19 protein-coding genes are annotated in these 17,545 nt (G+C 69.2%); 12 read left to right on the top strand and 7 right to left on the bottom strand.

The features are described 5' to 3' along the window. Nucleotides 1–34: 34 nt before the first annotated feature. From cbiE to cobM, 3 genes are read left to right on the top strand one after another with little or no spacing between them, the layout of a single operon-like run. On the top strand, nt 35–1,297 hold the full coding sequence (gene cbiE / locus AAG816_RS12220) for a precorrin-6y C5,15-methyltransferase (decarboxylating) subunit CbiE (protein ID WP_341989907.1): 1,263 nt from the start codon (nt 35–37) through the stop codon (nt 1,295–1,297). Next, nucleotides 1,294–1,680 carry a cobalamin biosynthesis protein gene (locus AAG816_RS12215; RefSeq protein ID WP_341989906.1) on the top strand — a complete coding sequence of 129 codons (387 nt, stop codon included), beginning with the start codon at nt 1,294–1,296 and terminating at the stop codon, nt 1,678–1,680. The genes cbiE and AAG816_RS12215 overlap by 4 nt, the downstream gene beginning before the upstream one ends. Then, nucleotides 1,677–2,438, top strand: a complete 762-nt coding sequence (cobM, locus tag AAG816_RS12210; RefSeq protein WP_341989905.1) for a precorrin-4 C(11)-methyltransferase — start codon at nt 1,677–1,679, stop codon at nt 2,436–2,438. The genes AAG816_RS12215 and cobM overlap by 4 nt, the downstream gene beginning before the upstream one ends. A gap of 5 nt (nt 2,439–2,443) precedes the next feature. On the opposite strand, the gene AAG816_RS12205 is transcribed toward cobM, so the two are convergent. Beyond that, nucleotides 2,444–3,601, bottom strand: coding sequence for a cobalt-precorrin-5B (C(1))-methyltransferase (locus AAG816_RS12205; RefSeq protein WP_341989904.1), 1,158 nt, complete (start codon nt 3,599–3,601; stop codon nt 2,444–2,446). A 50-nt stretch (nt 3,602–3,651) separates the two neighbouring features. Here AAG816_RS12205 and AAG816_RS12200 point away from each other — a divergent pair, with 50 nt between their 5' ends. The 3 genes from AAG816_RS12200 (at nt 3,652) to AAG816_RS12190 (ending at nt 6,946) form a co-directional block, all read left to right on the top strand. Continuing rightward, on the top strand, nt 3,652–4,968 hold the full coding sequence (locus tag AAG816_RS12200; RefSeq protein ID WP_341989903.1) for a cobyrinate a,c-diamide synthase: 1,317 nt from the start codon (nt 3,652–3,654) through the stop codon (nt 4,966–4,968). Between the two features lie 139 nt (nt 4,969–5,107). After that, a complete protein-coding gene (locus tag AAG816_RS12195) occupies nt 5,108–5,329 on the top strand; it encodes a hypothetical protein (protein WP_341989902.1) in 222 nt (73 codons plus the stop codon). Between the two features lie 141 nt (nt 5,330–5,470). Beyond that, nucleotides 5,471–6,946, top strand: coding sequence for an NAD-dependent succinate-semialdehyde dehydrogenase (locus AAG816_RS12190; RefSeq protein WP_341989901.1), 1,476 nt, complete (start codon nt 5,471–5,473; stop codon nt 6,944–6,946). A gap of 61 nt (nt 6,947–7,007) precedes the next feature. Here the strand turns inward: AAG816_RS12190 and AAG816_RS12185 are convergent, their stop codons facing one another. Beyond that, on the bottom strand, nt 7,008–7,955 hold the full coding sequence (locus AAG816_RS12185) for a hypothetical protein (RefSeq protein WP_341989900.1): 948 nt from the start codon (nt 7,953–7,955) through the stop codon (nt 7,008–7,010). Nucleotides 7,956–7,976: 21 nt separating this feature from the next. Further along, entirely contained in the window at nt 7,977–8,897 is a 921-nt protein-coding gene (locus AAG816_RS12180) for an MBL fold metallo-hydrolase (RefSeq protein ID WP_341989899.1), read from the bottom strand. A gap of 361 nt (nt 8,898–9,258) precedes the next feature. On the opposite strand from AAG816_RS12180, the gene ffh reads away from it, so the two are divergent. The 5 genes from ffh to rplS all read left to right on the top strand — a co-directional run bounded on the left by ffh (nt 9,259) and on the right by rplS (nt 13,276). Continuing rightward, entirely contained in the window at nt 9,259–10,782 is a 1,524-nt protein-coding gene (ffh, locus tag AAG816_RS12175) for a signal recognition particle protein (protein ID WP_341989898.1), read from the top strand. 97 nt (nt 10,783–10,879) lie between these two features. After that, the gene (rpsP, locus tag AAG816_RS12170) at nt 10,880–11,260 is read left to right on the top strand and encodes a 30S ribosomal protein S16 (RefSeq protein ID WP_341989897.1); all 381 of its coding nucleotides are present in this window, start codon (nt 10,880–10,882) and stop codon (nt 11,258–11,260) included. 98 nt (nt 11,261–11,358) lie between these two features. Next, on the top strand, nt 11,359–11,904 hold the full coding sequence (gene rimM / locus AAG816_RS12165) for a ribosome maturation factor RimM (RefSeq protein WP_341989895.1): 546 nt from the start codon (nt 11,359–11,361) through the stop codon (nt 11,902–11,904). Nucleotides 11,905–11,969: 65 nt separating this feature from the next. Beyond that, nucleotides 11,970–12,695, top strand: a complete 726-nt coding sequence (trmD, locus tag AAG816_RS12160) for a tRNA (guanosine(37)-N1)-methyltransferase TrmD (RefSeq protein WP_341989894.1) — start codon at nt 11,970–11,972, stop codon at nt 12,693–12,695. A gap of 170 nt (nt 12,696–12,865) precedes the next feature. Then, nucleotides 12,866–13,276 carry a 50S ribosomal protein L19 gene (rplS, locus tag AAG816_RS12155; RefSeq protein ID WP_341989893.1) on the top strand — a complete coding sequence of 137 codons (411 nt, stop codon included), beginning with the start codon at nt 12,866–12,868 and terminating at the stop codon, nt 13,274–13,276. Between the two features lie 108 nt (nt 13,277–13,384). Here rplS and AAG816_RS12150 read toward each other — a convergent pair whose 3' ends face one another. The 3 genes from AAG816_RS12150 to AAG816_RS12140 form a co-directional block, all read right to left on the bottom strand. Further along, nucleotides 13,385–14,290, bottom strand: coding sequence for a hypothetical protein (locus AAG816_RS12150; protein WP_341989892.1), 906 nt, complete (start codon nt 14,288–14,290; stop codon nt 13,385–13,387). Between the two features lie 45 nt (nt 14,291–14,335). Next, nucleotides 14,336–15,403 carry an LLM class flavin-dependent oxidoreductase gene (locus AAG816_RS12145; RefSeq protein ID WP_341989891.1) on the bottom strand — a complete coding sequence of 356 codons (1,068 nt, stop codon included), beginning with the start codon at nt 15,401–15,403 and terminating at the stop codon, nt 14,336–14,338. Nucleotides 15,404–15,478: 75 nt separating this feature from the next. Beyond that, entirely contained in the window at nt 15,479–16,087 is a 609-nt protein-coding gene (locus AAG816_RS12140; protein WP_341989890.1) for an FMN-dependent NADH-azoreductase, read from the bottom strand. 82 nt (nt 16,088–16,169) lie between these two features. Between AAG816_RS12140 and AAG816_RS12135 the strand changes: the two genes are divergently transcribed. Further along, complete coding sequence (locus AAG816_RS12135; protein WP_341989888.1) at nt 16,170–16,538, top strand: helix-turn-helix domain-containing protein; 369 nt, start codon at nt 16,170–16,172, stop codon at nt 16,536–16,538. Between the two features lie 21 nt (nt 16,539–16,559). Here the strand turns inward: AAG816_RS12135 and AAG816_RS12130 are convergent, their stop codons facing one another. Then, nucleotides 16,560–17,537 (bottom strand): glutathione S-transferase family protein, encoded by a 978-nt coding sequence (locus AAG816_RS12130; RefSeq protein ID WP_341989887.1) that lies wholly within the window; start codon nt 17,535–17,537, stop codon nt 16,560–16,562. Nucleotides 17,538–17,545: the final 8 nt, after the last annotated feature.

Raw genomic sequence — 17,545 nt, 5'->3', positions numbered from 1 at the left:
AGGCGGTTTGGCACGGGACGACAGGGGCTCTGACATGGCGCAGGACACTGCCGCAGCACGGCCCTGGCTGTCCATCGTCGGCATCGGCGAAGATGGCGCGGATGGCCTCTCCCCCGCCGCCTGCGCGCTCATCGGCGCCGCGGATCGGGTGTTCGGCGGCGCCCGCCATTTGGCGCTGGCCGGTCCGCTGATCACCGGCACCGCCACGCCCTGGCCGAGCCCGTTCGCCGACGGCATCGCCGCCGCGCTGGCGGCGCGCGGGCAGAAGGTCTGCGTGCTGGCCTCCGGCGATCCCTTCCTGCATGGGGTCGGTGCCACATTGGCGCGGCAGGTGCCGGCGGACGAGATGCACGTGATCCCGGCCCCCTCCGCCTTCAGCCTCGCCGCCGCGCGCCTGGGCTGGCCGCTGGCGGAGATCGCGCAGGTCTCGCTGCATGGCCGCGACATCGGCCGCATCCGCCCCGCGCTCCAGCCCGGTGCACGCATCCTCGCGCTGACCTCCGATGGCGACGGGCCGCGGCAGGTGGCGGCGCTGGTGAGCGCGCTCGGCTTCGGCGCGACCCGCCTCACCGTGCTGGAAGCCCTGGGCGGTCCGCGCGAGCGGGTGCGGGCGACGGTTGCGGCCCAGTTCGATCTGGATGACGTGGGCCCGCTGAATGTGGTCGCCCTGGAGGTGATCGCGGCCGCCGATGCGCCGGTGCTGCCGCTGACCTGCGGCCTGCCGGACGCCATGTTCGCCCATGACGGCCAGCTGACCAAGCGCGAGATCCGCGCCATGACCCTGTCCGCCCTCGCTCCCCGTCACGGCGAATTGCTGTGGGACGTGGGCGCGGGCGCCGGCTCGGTGGCCATCGAATGGCTGCTGACCCATCCCTCTTTGTCGGCCATCGCCATCGAGGGGCACCCCACCCGCGCCGAACGCATCGGCCAGAATGCGCAGGCGCTGGGGGTGCCGCACCTCGACATCGTGACGGGCACCGCCCCCGAAGCCTTTGCCGATCTGCCGCCTCCCGACGTTGTGTTCATTGGCGGCGGCGGCTCGGAGCCCGGCGTGCTGGAGGGCGCCCTGGCCGCCCTCAAGCCGGGCGGGCGGCTGGTGGCCAATGCGGTGACGCTGGAAACCGAGGCGGTGCTGCTGGCGTCCTACCAGCGCTGGGGCGGCAGTCTCAATCGCATTGCCCTGTCGCGCGCGGTGGCGGTGAAGGGCATGACCGGCTGGCGCCCCGCCATGCCGGTGACCCAATGGAGCATGGTCAAACCCGTGGAGAGCCAGGAACCCATGGAGAATCCCGCATGATCGTCGCCGGTGTGGGCAGCAAACGGGGCGTGAGCGCCGCCGATGTTCTCGCCGCCCTCGACGCCGCGCTGGAGCGGGTGGGCCTGACGCGGGACGAGGTTAAGGTGGTGGCAACGCCTGCGGTCAAGGGCGGGGAAGTGGGCATCGCCGAAGCCGCCGCCCTCCTGGGCCTGCCGTTGGTGCTGGTGCCGCAGGGCCAGCTGGAGGCCATGGCGGACCAGACCCTGACCCATTCCGACCGGGTGGTGGCCTTGCTGCGCGTGCCCTCGGCGGCGGAGACCGCAGCGCTGGCCGCCTGTGGACCGGACTGCCACTTGCTCGGGCCGCGCCTGGCATTGGGCTCGGTCACCTGCGCCCTGGCGCGCAGTGGAAAGACCCCATGACCGTTCATTTCATCGGTGCCGGCCCCGGCGCTGCCGACCTCATCACCGTGCGCGGCCGCGATCTCATCGCCCGCTGCCCAGTGTGCCTCTATGCCGGCTCCATCGTGGCGCCGGAGCTTTTGGCCTATTGCCCGCCGGGCGCCCGCATCGTCGACACCGCGCCGCTGGATCTCGACCGGATCGAACAGGAATATGTGGCCGCGCATACCGCCGGGCTGGATGTGGCGCGCCTGCATTCGGGCGACCTGTCGGTCTATAGCGCGCTGGCCGAGCAGATCCGCCGGCTGGAGCGGCACGGCATCGCTTACACCCTCACCCCCGGCGTGCCGGCCTTTGCCGCCGCCGCCGCCGCGCTGGGACGTGAACTCACCGTGCCGGAGGTGGCCCAAAGCCTGGTGCTGACCCGCGTGTCGGGGCGCGCCTCCGCCATGCCGGAAACCGAGCGCCTCGCCGCCTTCGCCGCCACCGGCGCGACGCTGGCAATCCATCTCGCCATCCACGCGCTCGATCAGGTGGTGGCGGACCTGACCCCCTTCTATGGCGCCGATTGCCCGGTGGCGGTGGTGGTGAAGGCCTCCTGGCCGGACGAGCGCATCGTGCGCGGCACGCTGGCCACCATCGCTGCCCAGGTGGCGGCGGACCCCATCGCCCGCACGGCGCTGATCCTGGTGGGCCGGGCGCTCAGCGCCGCCGATTTCCGCGACAGCGCGCTTTATGACGTGGATTATGTCCGCCGCTTTCGCGGGATGGGCGAATGAGCCACTCAGTCCACCGCGCGGAACGGCGCCCGCCCCATGAGGGCGCCGTCGCGGTCGAACACCACGATCTCCAGCGCCGACCCGGAGCCGCGCAGCACCGGCGCCGCCGTCGCCCATGCGCGGGCCGCCACCAGATCGCCCAAGGCGATGCCGGCCGCCGCCGCCTCCTGGAAGGCCAGGGCCACGGTGTTGGCGGAGCCGATACGGTCGGCCAGATCGAGATCGGCCCCCGCCTCGCGTGCCAGATGGGCCAGCGCGGTGAGATCGGCGCTGCCGCGCTTGGAATGCAGATCCAGCAGCCCTTGGGCCAGCTTGGTCATCTTGGCGACGCCGCCGGCGATGGTCACCCGCGGCACCGGATGGGCGCGCAGATATTTCAGCGTGCCGCCGACGAAATCGCCCATGTCCAGCAGCGCGGTCTCCGGCAGATCGTGCAGCGCCTGAATGGCCGCCTCGGAGGCGGAACCGGTGGCGCCGGCCACATGGGTCAGGCCCATGGCGCGGGCCACGTCCACGCCGCGATGGATGGAGTGGATCCAGGCGGCGCAGGAAAACGGGATCACGATGCCGGTGGTGCCCAGCACCGAGAGGCCGCCGACGATGCCGAGGCGCCCGTTCAAGGTGCGCTTGGCCAGCATTTCGCCACCGGGAATGGAGATCTCCACCTCCGCATCGGCGGCAACCCCGGCTTGATGCGCCACCTCGGCGATGCCCTGGGCGATCATGCGCCGGGGCACCGGATTGATGGCCGGCTCCCCCGGCGGGATCGGCAGGCCGGGGCGCGTCACCGTGCCGACGCCTTCGCCAGCAATGAACGTGACGCCGCTGCCGGGACGGCCGCGCCGCACCGTGGCCCGCACCAAGGCGCCATGGGTGACGTCGGGATCATCGCCCGCATCCTTGATGATGCCGGCGCTGGCGCTGTCCGCGTCCAGGGTCGTGGTGGCGAGCGCGAAGGCCGGGCGGGCGCCGCTGGGCAGTTCCACCTCCACCGGATCGGGAAACACGCCCGTCACCAGCGCGGCGAAGGCGGCCTTGGCCGCGCCGGCGGCGCAGGCGCCCGTGGTCCAGCCTCGGCGCAGCACCGCGCCGGCCGCGCCGTCGGGCTGTTCTTCGAAATGCCCCTCGGGCGGGTCGTCGGACGGTTCCACGTCGCCATTCATGGCGCCCTTCATAGGCCGCGCATCGCGGCCCGTCACGGGGGCGACCTGCGATGACCCCACGCGGACTGCTCATCGCCGCGCCCCGCTCCGGCTCCGGCAAGACCACGGTGACCCTCGGCCTGCTGGCGGCCTTGGCGCGGCGCGGCGTCGCCGTGCGCGCGGCCAAGTCCGGGCCGGACTATATCGACCCCGCCTTCCACGCCGCTGCCACCGGCCGGCCGGGGCTCAATCTCGACAGCTGGGCCATGCCGCCGGACCTGTTGGGCCACCTCGCCTCCATGGCTTCCGCCGGTGGCGAACTGCTGGTGGTGGAAGGGGCCATGGGCCTGTTCGACGGCGTGCCGGGCCTGCCCGGCCGCTCCGGTGCCGGGGCCGACATCGCCGCGCGGCTCGGCCTGCCGGTGCTCCTGGTGCTGGATGTCTCCGGCCAATCCCAGACCGCCGCGGCGGTGGCGCGGGGCTTTGCCACCCATGATCCGGAAGTGCGCATCGGCGGCATCCTGCTCAATCGCGTCGGCAGCGAGCGGCATACCCGATTGGTCCGCGAGGCCATGGCGCCGCTGGGCATTCCGGTGGTGGGCGCCATTCCGCGCGATGACACGTTGGGCCTGCCCGAGCGCCATCTGGGGCTGGTGCAGGCGGGCGAGCATCCCGATCTTGCCGCCCGGCTCGATGCCCTGGCGGCCATGGCGGAACGCCATCTGGATCTGGACGCCATCCTCGCTTTGGCCGCGCCGCTCACGCTGGGCGACACGCCGCACGCCCCCGCCTTGCCGCCGCCGGGGCAGCGGATCGCCTTGGCGCAGGATGCGGCCTTTTCCTTCGTCTACGCCCATGTGCTGGCCCACTGGCGGCATGCGGGCGCGGAAATCCTGCCGTTCTCACCGCTGATGGACGAAGGGCCGGACCCGAGCGCCGATGTCTGCTGGCTGCCCGGCGGCTATCCGGAACTGCATGGCGGCCGGCTCGCCGCCGCCGGGCACTTCAAGGCGGAATTGGCCGCCTTCGCCCAGACCCGCCCGGTACATGGGGAATGCGGGGGCTATATGGCCCTGGGCACGGTGATGGTGGATGCCACCGGCACGGCCCATCCCATGGCGGGCCTGCTGGGGCTGGAAACCAGCTTTGCCAAGCGCAAGATGAATTTGGGCTATCGGGAAGCCCATCTGCTCGCCGCCTCGCCCATCGGGCCGGCGGGCGCCAAGGTGCGCGGCCACGAATTCCATTACGCCACTGTGCTGACCCGTGGCGCGGACGCGCCCCTGGCGGATCTCAGCGACAGCCAAGGCATCGCTCTGGGCGCGGCGGGAAGCCGGCGCGGGCTGGTGAGCGGCGGCTTCTTCCACGCCATCGCGCCGGTGCGCTGACAGGCGCGCGCACGCTCGAAGAGCCCTGCGTGGGACGCATGTCTTTTTAAGTGGTTTCAGCGTTATACTTCAAAAATAGAGCCCGAAGCGGCCACGCGCGCAGTTGCGAAGAAGCGCCTCAACACCGGGAGGACGTTTTATGCAGTGTCAGCACAAGGAAGACGATTTCCGCCAGGCGGTGGTTGATATCGTCAGCGCCAAGGCCGGACAGGCCATCGTGATTCAGGTGATCGGCGGCAATACCATCACCGGCTATGCGCCCATGAGCGTCGGGCGTGACTATCTGCGCTGCCATATTGCGGCGGGCGACAACCACAAAGAGCAAGTGGTGCCATTTCACTCCATCACCTGCGTACGCTGAGCGCAGACCTGCCATCCTGCGCCTTCGCAAACGCGCGTTGTCGACCTATATGAGGTCTCGCATCCTCGCGGGCGCACAGCTCTGATGTGCCTGCCTCCGGTCGGCGCCTGTTCGCGCGCCCCTCTTTCCAGGAGACGAAACATGGCCGCATCGCAGCCCTTGTCCACGGCGTCCGCCCTTTTGCCGTTCCAGCGCGAACAGATCCTTATCGGCGGCGTCTGGAGCGGCGCCGATAGCGGCGCGGTGGTCGAGGTGAACAACCCCGCCACCGGCGCCATCATCGGCACCGTTCCCAAGGCGGGCCGCGCCGAGACCGCCCGCGCCATCGAGGCCGCCGGCGCCGCCTTCAAGATCTGGCGCGCCAAGACCGCCACCGAGCGCTCCGCCGCCTTGCACAAGCTGGCGGATCTGATCCTCGCCAATCAGGACGATCTCGGCCGCCTGCTCACCACCGAGCAGGGCAAGCCGTTCGCCGAAGCCAAGGGCGAAGTGGGCGCCTCGGCGGCCTATGTGCGCTGGTTCGCCGAAGAAGCCCGCCGCCTCTATGGCGATGTGATCCCGTCGCCCTGGGCCGGACGCCGCATCATGGTGACCAAGGAGCCGGTGGGCGTGGTGGCCGCCATCACCCCCTGGAACTTCCCCTCCTCCATGCTGGCGCGCAAGATCGGCGCGGCGCTGGCCGCCGGCTGCACCATCGTCGCCAAGCCGGCGGAACTGACCCCCTATTCGGGCCTCGCCTGGGGCCTGCTGGCGGAACAGGCGGGCATTCCCGCCGGTTGCGTCAACATCATCACCGGCGATGCCAAGGAGATCGGCCTGGAGATGACCTCCAACCCGATCGTCAAGAAGGTGACCTTCACCGGCTCCACCCCGGTGGGCAAATTGCTGATGAAGCAGTCCGCCGACACCATGAAGAAGATCTCCATGGAACTGGGCGGCAATGCCCCGTTCATCGTGTTCGACGACGCCGATCTCGATGCGGCGGTGGAAGGGGCGATCGCCTCCAAATATCGCAACTCGGGCCAGACCTGCGTGTGCGCCAACCGCTTCTATGTGCAGGCCGGCATCCATGACGCCTTCGCCGAGAAGTTTGCCGCAGCCTCGCAAAAGCTGAAGGTGGGCAACGGCTTCGACGACGGCGTGGTGGCCGGCCCGCTGATCGAGGAAAAGGCGGTGGGCAAGGTGGAGCGCCTGCTGAAGGACGCTTTGGACAAGGGCGCCACCGTGGTCACCGGCGGCAAGCGCAGCGCGCTGGGTGGCACCTTCTTCGAGCCCACCGTGATCGCCAACGCCACCGCGGACATGGCCTTTGCCCGCGAGGAAATCTTCGGCCCCATGGCGCCGCTGTTCAAGTTCGAGACCGAGGAAGAGGCGGTGCGCCTCGCCAATGACACCGAATACGGCCTCGCCTGCTATTTCTACACCAAGGATCTCGGCCGCGCCTTCCGGGTGGCCGAGGGCCTGGAATATGGCCAGGTGGGCATCAATGCCGGCGTCATCACCACCGAGGTGGCGCCCTTCGGCGGCGTCAAGGAGAGCGGCGTCGGCCGCGAAGGCTCCAAGTACGGCTGCGACGACTATCTGAACATCAAGTACATGTGCATCGCCGGCATCTGAGCCGCCCGGACCCGCGACGCACGCGACGATTGGCGGCGGCCCCCTCCGGGGGCCGCCGTTCTCAATTCAGACCCCCGAACGGGCCGAAGACCATGTCTGGGGCGCTGGTGTTGTGGCGCGAGGGCACCATCCGCCCTGTCCACATCTCGCTCACCGTCCCGCCGGGATAGTCCATCACCGGCGCCTCGCCCCAGCCGGCGCCGCGGGCGGTCTTCCAGGCCAGGCGGGCCACGTCGGCATTGAATTCGGTCACATACATGGAGCGCAGCGCCGCGAACGGCGCCCCGGCAATGGGCGCGTCCAGCGTGACTTCGAGGGCGATATGCTCCCGATCCAGCGCCAGCAGCGCCATATGCGCGCCGCCGCCGCCGGCAAAGCTCAGCGCGAAGGTACGGGTCGCCGGATCGAAGCCAATCTCCTTCAGCTTCACCAGCGGCCGCTCTTCCTGTTCGACCGGCCCCACCAGGAAGGACGAGCCATAGCCTGCCCCGCCCAGATGCGCCGGCGGCAACGGGCGGGCGCGCCAGTAACCGTCAGGAGGATAGACCACCATCACCTCTTCGGCTCGCTCCGCATGGCGCACCCAGAGCTGCACCATATGCAGCCCCTCTACCACCTTGCCATCGACGCGGAACGGCACGGATGCCGGACGCCAGAAGCTGGGGAAGGTGTACCCGGTCAGCCAGAGATCGGGGGTTTCATAGAGCGTTACCCGCTTGGGCTCGGCGGGAACGACCGGATCATCGCTCATGTCGCAGGCGGTGAAATCCGCCGCGGTGCGGTCCACGGCAAGCATGCCGACATAAGCGGGATGCACCGCCTGGATGCGAAACTGCATCACCTCCGCCGAGGCGAAATTCAGCGCCACATTGTCGGTTTCGGCGCACAAGGTCGGCTGGCTTGCGTTGGTGACCTCCACCGACAGCGGCCGCGCCAGAGCCGGCGCCATACCCAGTGAAATCCCCGCAGCGCAGGCGAAGGCGATCTGCAACCGTGTCTTCAATCCCATGCGTGGGTTCCTCGGGTGGCCTTACGCCACCAAGGCATAACCCATGTTGCGCACCTCAATGCGGCCGCGATCGGGAATATGGGCCCCGGTCACGGGAATCTTATCTGCCGCCAGCCGGTCGAGGATGCCCCGGCGGGTGGCCGCCGCCTGGGCCTGGTCCACGTCGAACAGCACGGTCCAGGCCGGGTGCGGGAATTGCAGCAGGGCCGAATGGATGACATCGGCGAAGAACAGGAACTGCTCATTGCCGTCCGCCAGCATCAGGCCCGCATGGCCGGGGGTGTGGCCGGGCAGCGGCACAAAGGTCAGGCCCGGCGCCGCCGTGATGGCGCCGGCCACGGTGCGCACCTTGCCGGGATAGGCCGCCAGCGCCGCGCGGGCGATGGCGAACATGGCGTCCGTGCCGGCGGGGGCGCGGGAGCGCGCACCGTCGTCGGTCCAGAACGCCACTTCCGCCTGCTGCACAATGATTTCCGCATTGGGGAAGAAGGCCTTGCCTTCGGGCGTCATCAGCCCGCCCGCATGGTCGGCGTGCAGATGGGTCATCAGCACGGCCTCCACCTTGGCGGGATCGACCCCCACCGCCGCCAGCCGCTCCGGCATCTTGCCCAGGTCCGGGCCGAGCACGGTGCCCCCGCCCGCATCGATCATGAAGATGCGCTCGCCGCGCTGCACCACGAAGGTATTGACCGGCTGCGGCCACGGCCCCTTTGCGGGCAATCCGACCCGCTCCACCAGTTTCTCGCCTTCCACCGAATCGGCCTGGGGCATCAGCGCCGCCGTGAGGCCGAACGGGCCGTCGAGCAGCGGCATGACGGTAAACCCGCCTACCGCGAACGGCGCGTTGAGGGGCACCGAATGGGCCACCGAAGGCAAAGCCGACGCCAGCGGCAGCGCCGCGGCGGCGGAGAGGAAGGAGCGGCGGGTCAGGAGGGAGGGCATCGGGCCTCTCGAAACGGCGGGTGGCACCAGCACATGCAGCTATTACCCTAAGCGAGGCCTTGCCGTGCGGGCAATGCGGGCCGCAGCGTCCGCGCCAGCCTGGCGCAAGCCTTCCAGCGGCCCCCATATGCGCCGCGCCATTGTCTTGCGGCACCAGGAGTGCTAAAGACCCGCGCTTCAAGAGGACGGCACTGCCGATCCGCCGACCGGGCCAGGAGCCCGGAGGTCCCCGCCCGACAGCGCGTTGCGCCCTCGGGCGCGTTCCGCGTTGCGCCGTCATCGGCGCGATGCCCGGTGGTCGCCCAGCGCGGGACTTGCGAAACCCAACCTCGGCTTCGGCCGAGGGGACCAGGACGGACCCATGTTCGACAGCCTTTCCGACCGCCTTGGCGGCATACTCGACAAGCTGAAGCGGCGCGGCGCTCTCACCGAGGCCGACGTGGGCGAAGCCATGCGCGAAGTGCGCCGGGCGCTGATCGAGGCGGACGTGGCGCTCGATGTGGTGCGCGCCTTCATCGACAAGGTGCGCGAGCGCGCCGTGGGCGTGGAGGTCATCAAGTCGGTGACCCCCGGCCAGATGGTCGTGAAGATCGTCCATGACGAGTTGGTCGCCACGCTGGGCTCCGACGCTGAACCCATCGATCTCAATGCCCCCGCCCCCGTCGCCATCCTGATGGTCGGCCTCCAGGGCTCGGGCAAGACCACCACCACCGCCAAGATCGCCAAGCGCCTCACCGAGCGCGGCAAGCGCCGCGTGCTGATGGCCTCGCTCGATACCCGCCGCCCGGCGGCCATGGAGCAGTTGGCGACGCTCGGCACCCAGGTAGAGGTCACCACCCTTCCCATCGTGCCCGGCCAGTCCGCGGTGCAGATCGCCCGCCGCGCCATGGATGCGGCGCGATTCGGCAATTATGACGTGGTGTTGCTGGACACCGCCGGCCGCGTGACGCTGGACGAAGCGCTGATGGCGGAAGTCGCCGAAGTGCGCGCCGTCACCAATCCGCACGAAGTGCTGCTGGTGGCCGACAGCCTCACCGGCCAGGACGCGGTCAACACCGCCAAGGCCTTCGACGCCCGCGTCGCCCTCACCGGCATCGTGCTCACCCGCGCCGATGGCGATGGCCGCGGCGGCGCCGCGCTCTCCATGCGCGCGGTCACCGGCAAGCCCATCAAGCTCTTGGGCACCGGCGAAAAGATGGATGCGCTGGAGGATTTCGATCCCCAGCGGGTTGCCGGCCGCATCCTCGGCATGGGCGACGTGGTGGCGCTGGTGGAGCGCGCCGCCGAAACCATCGACATGGAGAAGGCCCGCGCCACCGCCGAGAAGATGCGCAAGGGCGCATTCGATCTGGAGGATCTGCGCGACCAACTGGCCCAGATGCAGAAGATGGGCGGCATGTCCGGCCTCATGGGCATGCTGCCGGGCGTGGCCAAGGTGAAGAACCAGATCGCCTCCGCCAATCTCGACGAGAAGGTGTTCAAGCGCCAGACCGCGATCATCAATTCCATGACCCGGCACGAGCGGCGCAACCCGAAGGTGCTGGATGCCTCGCGCAAGCGCCGCATCGCCGCCGGCTCGGGCACCAAGGTGGAAGAGATCAACCGCCTCATCAAGATGCACCGCCAGATGGCCGACATGATGAAGGCCATGGGCGGCGCCGCCGGCAAGCGCGGCCCGCTGGCGGGTCTTGCGGGCATAATGGGAATGGGCGGCGCGCCCTCCCCCGATGCGCTGCAGCAGATGGCCGAGAAGATGCCCGGCGGCATGGGCGGCCTCGGTGGCGGCGGCCTGCCGGCGAAGTTTCCGGGCGGCATGCCCGGCCTCGGTGGCCTGCCCAAGGGCCTTTCCGGCCTGCCGGGCCTGGGAGGCCCGAAGAAGAAATGACGCCGCGCCCCGCGGCTCCCGGCAGCGCCGGGCGCGGGGATCGGCCGATTAAACCTGAAGACACACCGCTTACAGAAATACCGAAAGGAAGAATCCCATGTCCCTGAAGATCCGTCTCGCCCGTGGTGGCGCCAAGAAGCGTCCCTACTACCGCATCGTCATTGCCGACGCCCGTTCGCCCCGCGACGGCCGCTTCATCGAGAAGATCGGCACCTTCAACCCGCTGCTGGCCAAGGACGCCGCCGACCGCGTCGTGCTCGACCAGGAGAAGGCCAAGGCGTGGCTCGAAAAGGGCGCCCAGCCCACCGACCGCGTGGCCCGCTTCCTGGACGCCCTCGGCCTGATCAAGCGCGAGACCCCGAGCAACCTGAAGAAGGGCGAGCCCGGCAAGAAGGCCCAGGAGCGCGCCACCGAGCGCGCCGCCAAGGCCGCCGCTGCCGCTGCCGCCCCCGCTGAAGACGCCCCCGCGGCCGAGTGATCCCGATGCAGCGGGGCGCACCTGCGCCCCGCTGCATGTTCCAGCCGGCCATCCTTTGCGACGGGGCGGTGATGTCCAAGACCGGAAGCCTGCCTACCATGACTGAGCGCATTCTCATCGCCCGCATCGGTGCGCCGCATGGCGTGAAGGGCGAGGTGCGCCTGTTCCCGTTCGGCGAAGATCCCAACGATCTCAAGCGCTACACTCTCACCGACGAAGCCGGCAAGCGGACCTTCAAGGTGCTCTCTTTGCGCCCCGCCAAGGACCACTACGTGGCCCGGTTCGAGGGCATTCCCGACCGCACCGCCGCCGAGGGCTTCACCAATACCGATCTGTTCGTGCCCCGCGACGCGCTGCCGCCCGCCGAGGACGACGAGACCTTTTATCATGTGGACCTGATCGGCCTGCGGGTGGAGGACGCCACCGGCGCCCATCTCGGCAACGTGCTGGCCATGCATGATTTCGGCGCCGGCGATGTGCTGGAATATGCCCCCCTCGATGGTGGCAAATCGCTGCTGCTGCCCTTCAGTAAAGCGGCGGTCCCGGTGGTGGACGTGCCCGGCGGCCGCCTGGTGGTGGTGCCCGACGCCGCCCCGGACGAGCCCCCGCCGCCGGAAGAAGCCGACGCGGCCAACGAGGCGTGACGGCACCCGGCGCTCATCAACCGCCCGCGATTGACGCGCCGGACCGCCTCCCCCATCACACCGCCATGACGACCAGCGCCCCCGCTTTCCGCGCCACCGTGCTCACGCTCTATCCCGAGATGTTTCCCGGGCCGCTGGGCTATGCCCTGGCCGGGCGAGCGCTGGCCAACGGCCTGTGGGCGCTGGAGGCGCTGCAGATCCGCGACTTCGCCACCGACAAGCACCGCTCGGTGGATGACACCCCCGCCGGCGGCGGCCCCGGCATGGTGATGCGGGCGGACGTGCTGGCCCGCGCCATCGATGCCGCTGCCCCCGAAGGCGATTCCCGCCCCCGTTTGCTGATGACCCCGCGCGGTCGCCCGCTGACCCAGGCCCGCGTGCGCGATCTGGCCGCCGGGCCGGGCGCGATCATCCTGTGCGGCCGCTTCGAGGGGGTAGACGAGCGCATCGTTGCCGGCCGGGATCTGGAAGAGGTCTGCGTCGGCGATGTGGTGCTGTCGGGGGGCGAGGCCGCGGCCCTGCTGACACTGGACGCGTGCGTGCGACTCATTCCCGGCGTCATGGGCAAGATCGAGAGCGGCACCGACGAGAGCTTCTCCCAGGCGCTGCTGGAATATCCCCAATACACCCGCCCGCAACTGTTCGAGGGCGCCGGCATTCCCGAGGTGCTCACCTCCGGCGATCACGCCCGCATCGCCGCCTGGCGCCGGGCGCAATCGGAAGCGGTGACCCGCGAGCGCCGGCCGGATCTGCTGGCCCAAACGCCCGCACAGCCGGAGAAGCGGCGGTAGGCGAATTGCCGATCAGATCACCGCCCCATGACGCGGCGATGAACAAAAAGGCATGACAGCCCGGCCATTCTCGGCTATGGACCGGCGTCCCTTAACTTATAACGACACGATGTGGCGCCGGGGCACGGCCGGAGACGGCTTGGCACGGGTGACTGCTAGAGGTTGGTGACATGAACATTATCCAGACCCTTGAGGCCGAGCAGGCTGCTCGCCTCCATGAAAACAAGACCATCCCCGACTTCCAGCCGGGTGATACCGTGATCGTCAACGTGAAGGTGGTCGAAGGCGACCGCACCCGCGTTCAGGCGTACGAAGGCGTCGTGATCGCCCGCAACGGCGGCGGCATCAACGAGAGCTTCACGGTCCGCAAGATTTCCTACGGCGAAGGCGTGGAGCGCGTGTTCCCGGTCTATTCGCCGCTGATCGATTCGGTGAAGCTGGTGCGTCGCGGCAAGGTCCGTCGCGCCAAGCTGTATTATCTGCGTGACCGTCGCGGCAAGTCCGCCCGTATCGCCGAGCGCACCGACGACCGCGCCAAGAAGGTCAAGGGCCCCGCCACCTCCGCTCCCGCGGCGGAGTGAGGCCGGGCGCCGCACGCCGGCGCCCCCATTTTTCTTCGAGCAGTTCAACGCCGCCGGGTTCGCCCGGCGGTTTTTTTATGCCCTGGCTTTCAGGGATGTCCGCGGCCTTCAGGCGGTGGCGGTTTCCAGCAGGCGGTCCAGCAAGCCATTGGGATCGGCCATGAACGCGCGCTGCACGGTCGCCAGCGCCGCCGCGCCGCCGCCGCGATGGCCGGCGCCGCCCACATGCAGCCAGCCATCCGCCAGCAGATAGGGCTCCGGCGTGCCGGTGTCCGGATCGGGGATCCAGGCGGTGCGGGTCGCCGCCTGCGCCAGGTCCGGCAGATGGAGGTCGCGATAGAGCACCTGCCAATTCTGCCCGCCGGTATCCAGGGTGAGGGGCGTATCGGTGCCGAAATCCAGCGGCAACGGGCCCAGAGCGGCAAAGTCGAACACGCTGTAGCCCGGCCACAGGAACCAGCCGCCGAACCGCGTGCCATGGCGCACCATGCCATAGGCCGGCTGATCTGCCACCAGGGCCGTCAGTTCCACCGGCGCCAAGGGCACCAGGTCATGGTCCAGCAGCGCGAACACCTTGGGTGCGGCGGGGCGGATCAGATTGTGCAGCACCCAGTTCAGCGCCACCGCATGGGAGCGGGAGCCGTTGCCCCCGCCCTTGAGCGGCGGCGGCGGCAGGGCGCAATAGGCCAGCCCCCGCTCGGCGCACAGCGCGGCGATGGCGGCGCGGGCCTCCGGCCGGCTGGAATTGTCGCATACCACCAGGGGCGTATCCGGCAGGAAGCGGGCCATGCCGTCCGCCAGCAGGGCGATGGCCGGCGGCAGGTTGAAGGCGATGGTGAAGGCCAGCGCCGGGGCGTCCAGGCCCTGCAGCCGGGCCACCAGTTCGCCCTGTCCCGGCGCCGGGCGGCCGCGATAGAGGCGATCCACCATCACGTTGCGGCCCCGGCGCAACCGGTGGATCGCCGGGGCGATCGCCAGCCATTCTGCCAGGGTATAGTCCTTCAGCGCGCGCATCGGCGCCTTGTCGGGGCAGAGGTGCGCGCCGTCAAGCCACCGCTCTCATTCAGCCGTGGCGGGGAGCGGCGCTTGGGCCGGCGCAGGCAGGGCCGCCCGCACCAGCGGCGCCACTTTGGTGCCGAACAGCTCGATGGATTTCATCAGCTTGGCATGGGGCAGCGTGCCGACGCTCATCTGCATCAGGAAGCGCTGATGGCCGAACAGGCCATGCTCGAACACGATCTTCTCCGCCACCTGCTCCGGGCTGCCCACCAGCAGCGCCCCGCGCGGCCCGCACTGGGCCTCGAACTGCCCGCGCGACGACGGCGGCCAGCCCCGCTCGCGGCCGAGCTTGGTCATCACATCCGCATAGGGCGGGAAGAATTCGGCCTTGGCCTGTTCCGTGGTCTCGGCCACATAGCCGTGGGAATTGATGCCCACGGCCAGCGTCTCCGGCGCCCGTCCGGCCCGGCGCGCCGCCTCGCGATAGAGCTTCACCAGCGGGGCAAAGCGCTCCGGCTCGCCGCCGATGATGGCGATGGCCAGCGGCAGGCCCAGATGGCCGGCGCGGGCCACCGATTGCGGCGTGCCGCCGACCGCGATCCACAGCGGCAGCGGCTGCTGGATCGGTCGCGGATAGACCCCCTGCCCGGTCAGGGCCGGCCGCAAGGTGCCGCTCCAGGTGACATGCTCGCTGTCCCGCAGCTTCAGCAGCAGCTCCAGCTTCTCGGTGAACAGGGTGTCGTAATCATCCAGGTCGTAGCCGAACAGCGGGAAGGATTCGATGAATGACCCGCGCCCCGCCATGATTTCCGCGCGCCCGCCGGACAGCAGGTCCAGGGTCGCGAACTGCTGGAACACCCGCACCGGATCATCGGAGCTGAGCACGCTCACCGCGCTGGTCAGGCGGATGCGCGTGGTGCGCGCGGCGGCGGCCGCCAGGACCACCGCAGGGGACGAAACCACATAGTCCGGGCGGTGATGCTCGCCGACCCCGAACACATCCAGCCCCACCGCGTCGGCCAGGGCGATCTCTTCCATGAGATTGGCCAGCCGCCGGGCCGGGCTGAGCAGACGGCCGGTGGCCGGGTCCGGGGTGTTTTCGGCGAAGGTATAGAGACCAAGTTCCATGGAAGTGCCTTCTCGGGGCCGTGTGCCCCCGTTTTGAAGCCCATCGCCGACACGACCCGGCGATGGGCGCATCGTTCAGGCCAGCGCCGCCACCTGCGCCAGGGCGGCGTCCACGCCTTGCTGCTTCTGCTCCGGCCCGAGGTTCACGCCGGCAGCGCGAACGACGTCGATGTGGGAAATGCCCAGAAAGCCCAGAACGCTGCGCAGATAGGATTCCTGATGCTCCAGGGCCGCCAGCGGACCATCCGCATCGTAGTGCCCGCCTTGGGCAGAGGCTAGGATGACTCGCTTGTTGCCGGCCAAGCCCTCGACGCCGGCGGCGCTGTAGCGAAAGGTCTTGCCGGCGACCGCGATGCGGTCGACCCAGGCCTTCAGTTGCACCGGGATGGTGAAATTATACATCGGCGCGCCGATCACAACGATGTCCGCGGCGAGGAATTCATCAACGATGGCCGTGCCTTGCGCCAGGTCCTGCTGAAGCGCCGGGCTGTGCTGGTCCGCCGGGACAAAGGCTGCCGACAGCGTCAGACCGCTGACCGCCGGGACCGGATCGGCAGCCACATCGCGATAGATCACCTCCAGGTGAGGATGCTGGTGGCGCAGCTTTTCGACCACGGCGGACGACACCTTCCGGCTCACGGAATGGTCCCCGAGAATGCTGGAATCGATGTGCAGGAGGTTCATGGGAGAGGGCCTTTGATCAGTACCTATTTGGTACCGAGGCTATATGGAGTACCGTCTCCAGCGCTCGCAAGGAGGCACAATTTTGGAACCCAGGCACATCCATACAACCGAGTCGTGCCAGCCCGCGACCGAGATCCTGGCCCGTGTCGGGGACAAATGGAGCATGCTGGTGGTCATGCTTCTGGGCGCCGGACCCAGGCGTTTCAACCAGTTGAAGCGGGAGGTGGGGACGGTGTCGCAGCGCATGCTCACCCTCACTTTGCGCGGGCTGGAGCGGGACGGGCTGGTGACGCGCACCGTCTTTCCCACCGTGCCGCCACGGGTGGATTATGAACTGACCGCGCTCGGCCATTCCCTCAGCGCCACGGTGCGGGTGCTGGCGGACTGGGCGTCGGCGAACCGGCCCGAGATCCTGATCGCGCGGGCCAAGTTCGATGCCGTCGAGCGCTAGAAGCGCGCTCTCTTCAAAGACTTAGAGCGCGGGACGCCCCGAGGGCGCATCGAAGTCCCGCTCCGGGCCGACCGGGACGATGCCGTGGGGATTGATGCCCCGGTGGCTCTGGTAATAGTGCTTCTTGATATGGTCGAAATCCACCGTCTCGCGGATCCCCGGCGCCTGGTAGAGGGCGCGGGTGTAGGCCCAGAGATGAGGATAATCAACGAGTTGGCGGATGTTGCACTTGAAGTGCCCCACATAGACCGGGTCGAACCGCACCAGGGTGGTGAACAGCCGCCAGTCGGCCTCGGTGGGGGTGTCGCCCACCAGATAGGGCTGGCGGGACAGCAGCGCTTCCAGCCAGTCGAGGCTCGCGAACAGCGGCCCGACGGCTTCCTCATAGGCGGCCTGGGTGGTGGCGAAACCACACCGGTACACCCCGTTGTTCACCGTTTGATACACCCTGTCATTGACCGCATCGATCTCGGCCCGCAAAGCGGCGGGATAATAGTCGCCGGCCTTTGCCCCCACTGCATCGAAGGCGGAATTGAACATGCGGATGATGTCGGCGGATTCGTTGCTGACGATTGTCTCAGACACTCTGTCCCACAACACCGGCACCGTCACCCGCCCGGAATAGGCCGGATCGCTGCTTGTATAGACCGCGTGCATGACCGCGGCGCCGCCGATGGTGTCGCCGGTCACGCCGGGTCCGGGGGCGAAGGTCCAGCCGTCGTCCTGCATCAGCCAGTGGGTGACCGAATAGTCGATCATCCCCTCCAGCCCCTTCAGGGCGCGGAAGATCATGGTGCGGTGAGCCCAGGGGCAGGCGCGGGCGATGTAGAGATGGTAGCGACCCGGCTCGGCCTTGAAGCCGCCGCTGCCGGTGGGACCGGGCGCGCCGTCCGCCGTCACCCAGTTGCGCAAGGGCGAGTCCGGGCGGGTGAAGCGGCCGCCGCTGTCGGTGGGAAAGTCTTCCTTGCCGTACCAGACGCCATCCACCAGCCGACCCATGATGTTCT

The organism is Azorhizobium sp. AG788, assembly GCF_943371865.1.
GTDB lineage: Bacteria > Pseudomonadota > Alphaproteobacteria > Rhizobiales > Xanthobacteraceae > Azorhizobium.
Note: the sequence above shows the minus strand (reverse complement) of the source record. Positions and strands in the feature narration are given on the sequence as shown.